The organism is Bacillus sp. JJ1521, from assembly GCF_036965165.1.
GTDB lineage: Bacteria > Bacillota > Bacilli > Bacillales > Bacillaceae_L > Ferdinandcohnia.
Genome location: NZ_JBALOX010000161.1, coordinates 1 through 12,255, shown reverse-complemented (window position 1 = coordinate 12,255; position 12,255 = coordinate 1). Strand labels below are relative to the sequence as shown.

Here is a 12,255-nt window from a genome sequence, read left to right as displayed (position 1 = left end):
TATATAGGTACAATATCACAACAATGTCCGATATAATCAAATATTTGTCCGAAATCCTAAAAAACTCACTAAATGCTCGAACATTTTCCATCAGATTCACTTCATGATTTGCCCTGGAAAGGTCCATATTAAGGTTGACTACCTTGAAAGGAATGATTTCTGTGATAAATTTAGATTTTGACGCGTTTGTTAAAGAGCAGAAAAAGCACAAAACGAATTATTTAGGCGAAAATACGCAGCAGGATAAGCAAAAGAAGGAGCAGCCGAAGAAAGGGAAGTAACTTCGCTCGTGGAATTGCATCTAAACCGGGATTTATGCGTCGGATACAAGATATTTGCGTACGAATCCGGATTTATGCGTCGGATACAAGATATTTGCGTCTGAACCCAGATTTATGCGTCGGATACAAGATATTTACGTCTGAATCCATAAATTTATGCTTCCATTTCAACATCTATGGTCTGCGCCACGAAATTTGTGTTCGCATTCATACTCAAGCGTAAATTGCATAAAAAAACGACAAGCACCCACGCTTGTCGTTTTTCCTTTTATAAAATTAACCTCTTAGGTTATAGAAAGATGCTAAGCCGTTGTATTGAGCTGTTTCACCAAGATTGTCTTCGATACGTAGTAATTGGTTGTATTTAGCAACACGGTCAGTACGTGATGGAGCACCAGTCTTGATTTGGCCAGCGTTTGTTGCAACTGCGATGTCAGCGATTGTGCTGTCTTCTGTTTCACCAGAACGGTGAGAGATGACTGCAGTGTAGCCTGCGCGTTTTGCCATTTCGATTGCATCAAATGTTTCAGTTAATGTACCGATTTGGTTTACTTTGATTAGGATTGAGTTAGCAATGCCTCTTTCAATACCTTCAGAAAGTTTCTTTGTATTTGTAACGAAAAGATCGTCCCCAACTAACTGAACTTTTTTACCAAGACGCTCAGTTAGAAGCTTGTGACCTTCCCAGTCGTTTTCGTCTAAACCATCTTCAATTGAGATGATTGGGTATTTTGATACAAGGTCTTCGTAGAATGCAACCATTTCTTCAGAAGATAGAACTTTACCTTCTCCTTTAAGATGGTATTTACCATCTTCTTTGTTGTAGAACTCAGAAGATGCAGCATCCATTGCAAGACGTACTTGTTCGCCTGGCTTGTAACCAGCTTTTTCGATTGCTTCTACGATTGTTTGTAGAGCTTCTTCGTTTGATCCAAGGTTTGGAGCGAATCCACCTTCGTCACCTACTGCTGTGTTTAAGCCTTTTGCATGTAACACTGCTTTTAGGTTGTGGAAAATTTCAGCACCCATACGAAGTGCTTCTTTAAAGTTTGCTGCACCAACAGGCATAACCATGAATTCTTGGATATCTACGTTGTTATCAGCATGCTCTCCACCGTTGATGATGTTCATCATTGGTACTGGAAGAGTTTTTGAGTTGAAGCCACCAAGGTATTGGTATAAAGGAACTTCTAAGAAGTCAGCTGCTGCACGTGCTACTGCCATAGACACACCAAGAATTGCGTTAGCTCCTAATTTACCTTTGTTTTCAGTTCCATCAAGCTCGATTAACGCTTGGTCAATTGACACTTGTTCAGTAACATCGAAACCGATGATTTCTGCAGCAATGATTTCATTTACGTTGTTTACTGCTGTTTGAACACCTTTTCCAAGGTAACGGCTCTTGTCGCCATCGCGAAGCTCAACTGCTTCATATTCACCAGTTGAAGCACCACTTGGTACTAATGCACGACCAAATGCACCTGACTCCGTATATACTTCAACCTCAACTGTAGGATTTCCACGAGAATCTAATACTTCACGAGCGTATACATCTACGATAATTGACATTAAAAATCTCTCCTTTTTCAAATTAAATTAGTTTATTAAGCTGTTTCCGGTCATTTCCGCTGATTTTTGCACTCCTAGTAAGTCTAGCATAGTTGGTGCAAGATCTCCCAATTTTCCGTCTTCACGTAGGGTTAATCCTTCTTTTGTGACAATGACTGGTACTGGGTTTGTTGTATGTGCGGTCATCGGCTGTCCTTCAAGGGTAACAACCTCATCAGAGTTACCATGGTCAGCTGTAATAATCACTGTTCCACCTTTTGCAAGAATGGCATCGACGATTTCACCAAGACACTCGTCAACTGTTTCAATTGCTTTGATTGTTGGCTCAAGCATACCTGAGTGTCCAACCATGTCTGGGTTCGCAAAGTTTAAGATAATTGCATCTTGCTTATCTTCTGCAATCTCTTGTAAAAGTGCATCCTTTACTTCGTAAGCACTCATTTCGGGCTTAAGATCATAGGTTGCAACTTTTGGTGAGTTAATTAAAATTCTTGTCTCACCAGGAAATTCTTGTTCACGTCCACCACTCATAAAGAAGGTAACATGAGGATATTTTTCAGTTTCCGCAATGCGGAGCTGTCTTAATCCGTTTTGTGAAAGTACTTCTCCTAAAGTGTTATCTAAATTTGTTGGTTTGAATGCCACATATCCATCAACACTTTCACTGAAGTGTGTTAAGCAGACGAAGAATAAATTTTTCGGATGCTTTGGTCCACGGTCAAATGAACGGAAATCGTCATTTGTGAATGTGTTCGAAATTTGAATGGCACGGTCCGGTCTGAAATTATAAAAGATCACTGCATCATTGTCTTGAATGGTCGCAACAGGTGACCCGTCTTCTTTTACAATGACAGATGGTAAAACGAATTCGTCGTAAATGCCGTTTGCATAGGAATCATCGACAAGGTCAAATCCATTTTTATATGTAGGACCTTCTCCGTACACCATCGAACGGTATGATTTTTCTACGCGCTCCCAACGTTTGTCACGGTCCATTGAATAATAACGACCAGACAAGGTTGCAATTTCACCTACACCGTATTCCTTGATTTTTTCATCAAGCTGTTCTAGATAAATTTTCGCGGTTTGAGGACCTACATCTCTTCCATCTAAAAAGCCGTGGATATACACTTTTTCAATACCTTCTGATGCTGCAAGCTTTAACAATGCAAAAAGGTGGTCAATGTGACTGTGTACGCCACCATCAGATAAAAGACCGAATAGGTGTAGCGCTGTCCCTTGTTCCTTTGCATGCTTCATAGCTGCAAGGAAAGTTTCGTTTTGTTCAAATTCATGATCGCGAATTGCAACATTTACACGGGTTAAGCTTTGGTAGACAACACGACCTGCGCCAATATTTAAATGACCTACCTCTGAATTCCCCATTTGGCCTTCTGGTAAACCAACCGCCTCACCACTTGCTTGTAAAGTAGCGTGCGGGAATTGGTTCCAATAACGATCAAAATTTGGTTTATTAGCTTGAGCAACTGCATTACCTTTTACTTCATCACGGAATGCAAATCCATCTAAAATAATGAGTGCAACTGGTGATTTACTCATTGCTACCTGCCTCCAAAAGCTTTACAAAAGAGGAAGCATCAAGACTTGCTCCACCAACTAGAGCACCATCGATATCAGACTGTGCCATGTATTCTTTAATGTTTTCTGGTTTTACACTGCCACCGTATTGAATGCGAACAGCATCTGCCACGTCCGGGGAGAATTGATCAGCAACTACTTTACGGATATGTGCACAAGTCTCGTTAGCATCCTGAGCAGAAGAAGATTTTCCTGTTCCGATTGCCCAGATTGGTTCGTATGCAATAACAACTTCTTTCGCTTGTTCAGCTGTAAGACCTGCTAAAGCTTTTTCAATTTGTGCTCCTACTAGGTCGTTTGTTTGACCTGCTTCACGTTGCTCTAATGTCTCACCACAGCATACGATTGGAATTAATCCATGAGCAAATGCTGCAAGTGTTTTTTGGTTTACTGTCTCATCCGTTTCAGCGAACATTTCACGGCGTTCAGAGTGACCGAGGATGACATAATCAACCCCTAAATCTTTTAATGCTACTGGGCTGATTTCTCCAGTGAATGCTCCACTCTCTTCAAAATGCATATTTTGGGCACCGATTTTAAGGTCAGAGTTTCCTTCTTTTACGTTTGCAACAAGACGCTCTAAAAATAGTGCTGGTGCACAAACGACAGAATCAACCTTTTCAGGTGATGGAATTTGCCCTTTGATTTCTTCTACAAATTGTACAGATTCAGAAAGAACCTTATTCATTTTCCAGTTTCCTGCAATGATTGGCTTTCTCATGTTTCACCATCCCTTTCGAATAGAAAAGTGCAAGGCGCCTGCCTATCGGCGACAAGCATAAGACAAGCGCTGACAGAAGATGCATTTTACCTTCAGAAGCGATTGGCNNGAGCCGATGGCGCCTGGAACTAGACATTGGTGCAAGTTGACACCAAATCTTTATTTATCGTTAAGTAATTCGACTCCTGGAAGCTCTTTACCTTCCATGAATTCTAATGATGCTCCACCACCAGTTGAGATGTGGCTCATTTTATTAGCAAGATCGAATTTTTCTACTGCTGCAGCAGAGTCACCGCCACCGATGACAGAGTATGTGTCTGGTGAATCAGCTAGTGCTTGAGCAACAGCTTTCGTTCCATTTGCGAATGCATCTAATTCAAATACACCCATAGGACCGTTCCAAATCACTAGCTTAGAATTTAAGATAACATCCCTGTATAATTCAGCAGTCTTTGGTCCGATATCGAGTGCTTCCCAATCACTTGGAATTTCGTTGATCGGAACAATTTTAGTATTAGCATCATTAGAGAAGTCGTCTGCTACTTTTACATCAACAGGCATATAGAAGTTTACGCCTTTTTCTTTTGCCTTGTTCATGAATTCATTAGCAAGGTCAATCTTGTCTTCCTCTAAAAGAGATTTACCGATTTCATGACCTTGTGCTTTTACGAATGTATAAGCAAGCCCTCCGCCAATGATTAAGTTATCTACTTTTTCTAAGAGGTTTTCGATGACTCCGATTTTATCCTTAACCTTTGCTCCACCGATAATCGCTGTGAAAGGACGTTCTGGATTTGATAGTGCTTTGCCAAGTACTTCAAGTTCTTTTTCCATTAAGAAACCTGCTACTGCTGGTAGGTGTTCAGCAATGCCAGCTGTAGAAGCATGGGCACGGTGAGCCGCTCCGAATGCATCGTTCACGTATACATCAGCTAGTGCAGCGAATTGTTTTGCAAGCTCTGGATCATTTTTCTCTTCACCAGGGTAGAAACGAACGTTTTCAAGTAAAAGAACATCGCCTTCATTCATTTCTGAGATGGCTTGTTCAACCTCTGGACCGTACGCCTCATTTGTTTTACGAACTTCGATTCCTAGGTGCTCACCTAGACGCTTAGCTACTGGATCTAAGCGAAGTTCGTCAACCGCTTTTCCTTTCGGACGACCAAGGTGGCTTGCTAAAATAACTTTTGCCCCTTCTTTACGAAGGTAGTCGATTGTTGGTAATGCTGCGCGAATACGCGTTTCGTCTGTTACCTGACCATCTTGCATCGGAACGTTAAAATCAACTCGGCAGAAAACTCGTTTGCCTTTCACATCAATATCTCTTACTGATTTCTTATTCACTTCGGAAGGCCTCCGTTCTATGTAATAGTAGTTCAAAATGTGGGATTTGTCTGATAGACATTAAAAAGGGAAGGGAATATTCCCTTCCCTACACAAGTTCTATTATAGTGATTGTTGCTTAGTATTTACAACAGGGTTTACCCCTACTAGATATAACTTATAGACCTTTTGATGCGATGTAATCTACAAGGTCAACTACACGGTGAGAGTATCCACTTTCGTTGTCATACCAAGAGATAACTTTAACCATGTTGCCTTCCATAACCATTGTAGAAAGTGCATCAATAGTTGAAGAATTTGCATTGCCATTGTAGTCAGAAGATACAAGTGGCTCTTCGCTGTAGCCCATGATTCCTTTTAATTCATTTTCAGAAGCTTTACGTAGTGCTGCATTGATTTCTTCAACAGTTACGTCTTTATCTAACTCAGCAACTAAGTCAACTAGTGACACGTTAGGAGTTGGAACACGCATAGCTCCACCATTTAATTTACCTTTTAGTTCAGGTAATACTAGAGAAACAGCTTTTGCTGCACCAGTAGTTGTTGGAATGATGTTTTCAGCTGCTGCACGAGCACGGCGGTAATCTTTATGTGGTAAATCAAGAATTTGTTGGTCATTTGTGTATGAGTGAATAGTTGTCATCATACCACGCTTGATTCCAAAGTTTTCATGTAAAACTTTTGCATATGGAGCTAAACAGTTTGTTGTACAAGAAGCGTTTGAAATTACGTTGTGGCTTGCTGCATCATATTTATCATGGTTAACACCCATAACGATCGTGATATCTTCGTCAGTTGCAGGAGCAGAAATAATAACTTTCTTAGCACCAGCTTCTAAGTGTTTTGCTGCGTCAGAACGCTTAGTGAAACGACCAGTTGATTCGATAACTACTTCAACACCTAGGTCTCCCCAAGCTAATTGTGCTGGGTCGCGCTCCGCTTTAACGATGATTTCTTTTCCATCTACAACAATGTTGTTTCCATTTACAGATACTTCTGCATTAAGAACACCGTGAACAGTGTCATACTTTAATAGATGTGCTAACATGTTTGCATCAGTTAAATCGTTTACTGCTACTACCTCAACATTTGAATTGTTTAATGCCGCACGTAATACGTTACGACCAATACGTCCAAAACCATTAATACCAACTTTTACTGCCATTTTGATTTCCTCCTTTTGTATGTGAAACCTAATAAAGATTTTTTTATATAAGGGTTACCCCTTTATTAACTCTTTCGCTGCACCCTCATCTGTAATTAACAGTGTATCCGGCGCCTGCTTTAAATAAGCTTTGATGGCGATTGCCTTCGAAGCTCCACCAGCTACTGCAATCACATCATTGATTGCTTTCAAACCTTCTAGCTGGATGCCAATTGTTTGAACCCGATGGACGACTTTCCCATCTTCGTCAAAATAATACCCAAAAGCTTCTGCGACAGCATGAGATTCAATGATTTTTTTCATATCCTCTTCATCTGTCTTGCGACGCTTTGCCATTGTAATAGCGTCTCCTATTCCGTGGACGACCATACTTGATGACTTTATCAAATTCAGGACATCCCGAATCGATGGTTCGGCCACAAATGAATGGTACGCTTCATTGCTCACAACATCTGGTACATGTAGAAGTCGATAATCTCCTGAGGCTTTTTCAGCCATCTTCGCGCAAATGGTATTTGCTTGATTTTCTACTCGTTCTCCTAAACCGCCTCTTGCTGGAACGAATAAAATGCTTCGCCCTTTCGAATCCGGGGTCATCATTTCTGCTACCTCAACAAGGGTTGTACCACCAGTAACTGCGACGATATTTTCTCCAAAAAGCCTTTGTTTTATTCTTGAAACGCAAGCTCTTCCCATTTCTTTTTTCACCCAAGGAGTAGCGTCACTGTCGCCTGGAACGACAATCACTTCTTTAATATTTAACTTCTCCTTAAGTTTCGATTCTAAAACCTTTAAGCCCAAAACTTCCTTCATTACATCCTCAAGGTCTTTTAAAAGCTCCGCGCCCTCTTTCGTCAAGCTCATACCAGCCGTGCTAAAGTCCACTAGGTTTTGTTTTTTTAAAAACTCAACTTCTCCGCGGAGGACACGTTCACTATGACCAAGACTCGTTGAAAGATTCCTTCTTCCTATCGGCTGCATAAGTCGTATGTATTTGAGGATCCCATGGCGCTTTTGCATAACCTCGAGTAAATCAGGTAATAATTTTTGTTGTACCTCAATGATTGAACTCATTTTTCATTTCCCCTTTTTACCATAAGGGACGCGTTTCGTCCCGGCGTGACATATTATGTCCCACTTATAGTAAAAAAAAACAACCCAGTTAAATTTTCATATCGTCGTCGTGTTACATTTATATAGTAACAATACTTTTAAAAGAAAGCAATAAATAAAGTGAAACTTCCTTAAAAGAGGGATTTCTATATCCCTCTTTTATGGTTAGTTGAACCAATCGGGCTTTTACGGGCAGTTGATTCCACTTACCCTTCATTGATTATACATAGTCTTGAAGTGGGGGTCTTACTGCCCGTTAATGCGGGGAAAACTGCCTAATTTTTTAGGCAGTCCCTATAAAACGTTATTTTTCCACTAATTTATTCAAGTAATCTTGGATCGTTTCTTTATGGATAATCCCATACTCCACTTCGTTTCCGTCGATTTCGATAACCGGAATCATGATCTGATATTTTTCCAAAAGTTCGTCATCTTGATAAATATCAATTTCATGAAGAGTTAATGGGTAATCCTCGCTTAGTTCCTCAATCACCTTTTTCGCTTTCGTACAAAGTGAGCAATTTTCCTTTGAATACATGGTTACTTGAATACGCTTCAATTTGTTACACTTCCAATCTACTTGCTATACCGTTTTCGTTTCGTTGAGGACGGTATTTTTAATTGGTCACGGTATTTTGCAATTGTTCGTCTAGAAACAAGAATACCATGCTCACCCTCAAGTATACTGACAATTTCTTGGTCTGACAAAGGCTTTTGTTTATTTTCCTCATCAATCATTTGTTTCATGACATTTTTTACTTGTGTCGATGACGTATCAGCTTCCCCCGTTGTTTGGATATTCCGACAGAAGAAATACTTCATTTCAAAAATCCCAAATGGAGTTTGCACAAATTTATCCTTAACGGCGCGGCTCACTGTTGATTCATGAATTTCAAGAGTATCCGCAACATCACTCATTATCAGCGGTTTTAAATGTGCTGGACCTTTTATAAAAAAATCCATTTGGCGGTTAATAATTTCACTCATCACATTTTGCAGGGTCATTTTTCGCTGCTCCAAACTTCTCATGATCCATTGGCATTGGTCCACTTTTTCCTGAAGATAGGCCTTTGTTTTGGAATCCTTTTCTTCTAAAAAATGCTGATAGTATTGTAGGTTCAACGATACCTTTGGTAGATACGAGTCTTGCATGCTCATTGTGACGACACCGTTTTCGACCTGAATATCAAAGTCCGGAACAATGTATTGTGCTTCACCACCATGGAAGGCAGCGCCTGGTCTCGGCTGAAGTGTTTGGATAAAATCAAAGACTTGTTGAATATCAAAAAGTTTTACATTTAGATCTTTAACAATTTCCTTCCAAGACTTTTCGGCGAATTGTTCAAAATGGTCTTGTACGATGATTTCCGCTAAGCTGTTTCGGTTGGGAAGTGCCTTCAATTGCAGGAGAAGACATTCCTGTAAAGACCTCGCCCCTACCCCAATTGGGTCCATGTTTTGTATAAAGTGAATCGCTTTTTCAATGGTTTCTTTATCAGTATTGAGATCCCTTGCGATTTCTTCTACCGGAAAATACAAGTAGCCATTGCCGTCAAGTAACTGGATGATATACTCAATTGTCCGTCTTTTTGTGTTGTTTAGTTTCATATATGAAAGTTGTGTCAGCAAATGCTCATATAAAGTTGTTTCTTTTTTTCCAATATAATCGATTGGATTTGTATACGTATCTCGTGTTACCTTCATTTTTTTCGGTCGTTCAAAATCCGTTCGTTTTACATCAATTAGGGGATTTTCTAGCGTTTGCTCTTCTAGAAATTTAGTCAAATCCAAAGAAGAGTATTGTAAAAGAGTAATAGCCTGCGTTAATTCCTTTGTCATGACTAGCTTTAAAGATTGTTGTTGAAAAAGTCCAGTTTGCATATTCACTCAAGGTTTCCCCCTTTCTTTAATTGATTTTATCTTTTGGAAGCGTTTACTTTTTTAATCGTTGTTTTGACAACTTTTTTTGATCAAATGGATATATGATTTATTTTATCTTACTTCTATCGTATCGAAAATGTTATATTTTAGCACGCATTTTTATTCAATTTTTGAAAGAATCTACCTTAAAGAGGTGATTATTGTTGAAAAAGAATGAAATCATATACACTGGCCCGGTCACTGGTACATTAGATGAGGCGAAAAAAGGTAAAAACGAAGAAGAGTTTGCATCTGAGTTTGATCCCATTCAAACAATGTGGGACGTCAATCCGGTTGACGAGGATGTATATGACGGGACATTGGGGTATAAGGATAACTAAGTGAATCTAGAGTGAGATAGTGTGGAGCTAGGGTGAGGATGATGCTTTCGTGCCATTTCTGTTCGATTTTGGTAGGGAAAGGGTACGATAATGCTTTTTGCATTACCTTTTTGTTTGATTTCGGACCGAAAAGGGTACGAATTCATCGTTTGCATTACCGTTTTGTTCATTCCAAGACTGAAATGGGCACGATTACTCCGTTTGCGTTTCCGTTTTGTTCATTCCGAGACTGAAATGGGTACGATTACTCCGTTTAAGTTTCCGTTTTGTTCATTCCGAAACTGAAATGGGTACGGATTCCACAATGAAGCAAAAAACTGACCAAGAGATCTCTCTTTGGTCAGTTTTTTTGTAGCGCCCTCGGCAGGATTCGAACCCACGATAAGAGAACCGGAATCTCTTGTGCTATCCACTACACTACGAGGGCATGTCTGGAAAGAACTGCACACATCATTATAAGATAGAACCCCATTCATTGCAAGATGTATGTTTAAAACACCCCAAATCGGTTAAGATGGAATACGTATGAAAAATTTTTTTCATGCCTAAAAAGGTATGTGCTAAAAGTTTGTAGAATAGAATAATTTAGTAAAGCGAAATGTTTGACCTTTACTGACCTTAATTGTATGATGGAAATACATAACAAAGTTTTATAATTTTGTTCTCAAGGAGGAAGTAAAATGAATTTAATCCCTACAGTTATTGAGCAAACAAACCGTGGAGAGCGCGCCTATGACATCTACTCACGTTTATTAAAAGACCGTATTATCATGCTTGGAAGTGCGATTGATGATAATGTTGCAAACTCAATCGTTTCTCAGTTATTGTTCTTAGCAGCTGAGGATCCTGAAAAAGATATTTCTTTATACATCAATAGCCCAGGTGGTTCAATCACAGCTGGTATGGCAATCTATGATACCATGCAGTTCATCAAGCCAAAGGTTTCTACTATTTGTATCGGTATGGCAGCATCTATGGGTGCTTTCTTACTTGCAGCTGGTGAAAAAGGCAAGCGTTTTGCGCTTCCAAACAGTGAAGTTATGATTCACCAACCACTTGGCGGTGCTCAAGGGCAAGCTACTGAAATTGAAATCGCAGCGAAACGTATTCTTTTCTTACGAGAAAAATTAAACCAAATTTTATCAGAACGTACTGGTCAACCATTAGAAGTTCTTCAAAGAGACACAGATCGCGATAACTTCATGACGGCTGAACGTGCAATGGAGTATGGATTAATCGACAAGGTTATGTACCCTCAAGATAACAATAAATAAGAATGAAAAAAATCCTCTCACATCGTGTCGTGAGAGGATTTTTTTATGCTTCTTTTTGGACAAATACAGTTAATGCTTCAACTGCAGCTTCTTCATCGTTTCCATCCGCGATTAAGGTAACTGTTGCACCGGTGCCAACCGCTAAACTCATTAAGCCCATTATGCTTTTTGCGTTTACCTTTTTCCCATCCTTTTCTAAAAAGATGTCCGCAGAAAATTTATTTGCTTCCTGGACAAACATAGCTGCAGGGCGTGCTTGTAATCCCGTTCTTAATGCAACCTCAACATGTCTTTCAACCATTTTTTTCTTCCTCCTCAGATTTGTGTGAATTCTTAAGTTGTGTTTTTTTAAAAGTGATTTAAGTAATTTCCTATTATTACGTATATGAAGCCTAAAAGGTTTCATATGATGCTTTATTTTCTTTCTTGTGAGCAAGGTGCTCACTTGATGATATGACCAGCACGAAGCTTGTCGGCTATTTCATCAATTTTTCGAAGGCGGTGATTAATCCCTGATTTGCTAATCTGCCCTGATGTCACCATTTCGCCCAACTCTTTTAGAGTGACATCTTGGTAGGCAACGCGAAGTTCGGCAATTTCTCTTAATTTATCAGGTAAAATGCCAAGCCCAACTGTTTCATCGATGTATCGGATATTTTCAACCTGACGAATAGAAGCACCAATTGTTTTATTTAAGTTTGCCGTTTCGCAGTTCACTAGACGATTCACTGAATTTCGCATATCTCGAACAATACGGACGTCCTCGAACCTAAGTAATGCCTGATGGGCACCAATCACATTGAGAAATTCCGTGATTTTTTCCGCTTCTTTTAAATACGTAATAAAGCCTTTTTTTCGTTCTAATGTTTTAGCATTGAGATCAAAAACGTTCATTAATTCACAAAGTGAATCATTATGTTCTTTATAT

At 39.6% G+C, this 12,255-nt stretch carries 12 protein-coding genes and 1 tRNA gene; 2 read left to right on the top strand and 11 right to left on the bottom strand.

Features of this window, described 5'->3' with window-relative positions:
* Positions 1-557 precede the first annotated feature (557 nt).
* The 8 genes from eno to rpoN form a co-directional block, all read right to left on the bottom strand.
* Positions 558-1,850 carry a phosphopyruvate hydratase gene (gene eno, locus V7147_RS19775; RefSeq protein ID WP_335369530.1) on the bottom strand — a complete coding sequence of 431 codons (1,293 nt, stop codon included), beginning with the start codon at positions 1,848-1,850 and terminating at the stop codon, positions 558-560.
* Between the two features lie 27 nt (positions 1,851-1,877).
* A complete protein-coding gene (gene gpmI, locus V7147_RS19770; protein WP_335369529.1) occupies positions 1,878-3,410 on the bottom strand; it encodes a 2,3-bisphosphoglycerate-independent phosphoglycerate mutase in 1,533 nt (510 codons plus the stop codon).
* On the bottom strand, positions 3,403-4,170 hold the full coding sequence (gene tpiA / locus V7147_RS19765) for a triose-phosphate isomerase (RefSeq protein ID WP_335369528.1): 768 nt from the start codon (positions 4,168-4,170) through the stop codon (positions 3,403-3,405). The genes gpmI and tpiA overlap by 8 nt, the downstream gene beginning before the upstream one ends.
* A gap of 159 nt (positions 4,171-4,329) precedes the next feature.
* Positions 4,330-5,514: a phosphoglycerate kinase gene (locus V7147_RS19760; protein WP_335369527.1), complete on the bottom strand. Its 1,185-nt coding sequence runs from the start codon at positions 5,512-5,514 to the stop codon at positions 4,330-4,332.
* 157 nt (positions 5,515-5,671) lie between these two features.
* Positions 5,672-6,679, bottom strand: coding sequence for a type I glyceraldehyde-3-phosphate dehydrogenase (gene gap, locus V7147_RS19755; protein ID WP_335369526.1), 1,008 nt, complete (start codon positions 6,677-6,679; stop codon positions 5,672-5,674).
* Between the two features lie 54 nt (positions 6,680-6,733).
* Positions 6,734-7,753 (bottom strand): sugar-binding transcriptional regulator, encoded by a 1,020-nt coding sequence (locus tag V7147_RS19750; RefSeq protein WP_335369525.1) that lies wholly within the window; start codon positions 7,751-7,753, stop codon positions 6,734-6,736.
* 343 nt (positions 7,754-8,096) lie between these two features.
* Positions 8,097-8,342 carry a glutaredoxin family protein gene (locus tag V7147_RS19745; protein WP_335369532.1) on the bottom strand — a complete coding sequence of 82 codons (246 nt, stop codon included), beginning with the start codon at positions 8,340-8,342 and terminating at the stop codon, positions 8,097-8,099.
* Positions 8,343-8,368: 26 nt separating this feature from the next.
* On the bottom strand, positions 8,369-9,673 hold the full coding sequence (rpoN, locus tag V7147_RS19740) for an RNA polymerase factor sigma-54 (protein WP_335369531.1): 1,305 nt from the start codon (positions 9,671-9,673) through the stop codon (positions 8,369-8,371).
* Between the two features lie 203 nt (positions 9,674-9,876).
* Here rpoN and V7147_RS19735 point away from each other — a divergent pair, with 203 nt between their 5' ends.
* The gene (locus V7147_RS19735) at positions 9,877-10,053 is read left to right on the top strand and encodes a hypothetical protein (protein WP_335369524.1); all 177 of its coding nucleotides are present in this window, start codon (positions 9,877-9,879) and stop codon (positions 10,051-10,053) included.
* Between the two features lie 355 nt (positions 10,054-10,408).
* Here V7147_RS19735 and V7147_RS19730 read toward each other — a convergent pair.
* Positions 10,409-10,480, bottom strand: a tRNA-Arg gene (locus V7147_RS19730).
* A 253-nt stretch (positions 10,481-10,733) separates the two neighbouring features.
* On the opposite strand from V7147_RS19730, the gene clpP reads away from it, so the two are divergent.
* A complete protein-coding gene (gene clpP, locus V7147_RS19725; protein WP_116353406.1) occupies positions 10,734-11,327 on the top strand; it encodes an ATP-dependent Clp endopeptidase proteolytic subunit ClpP in 594 nt (197 codons plus the stop codon).
* A gap of 43 nt (positions 11,328-11,370) precedes the next feature.
* Here clpP and V7147_RS19720 read toward each other — a convergent pair whose 3' ends face one another.
* Both V7147_RS19720 and whiA read right to left on the bottom strand, forming a co-directional pair.
* On the bottom strand, positions 11,371-11,628 hold the full coding sequence (locus V7147_RS19720) for an HPr family phosphocarrier protein (protein WP_335369523.1): 258 nt from the start codon (positions 11,626-11,628) through the stop codon (positions 11,371-11,373).
* A 140-nt stretch (positions 11,629-11,768) separates the two neighbouring features.
* Positions 11,769-12,255: DNA-binding protein WhiA (gene whiA / locus V7147_RS19715; RefSeq protein WP_335369522.1), on the bottom strand; the 487-nt coding region annotated here is incomplete at its 5' end.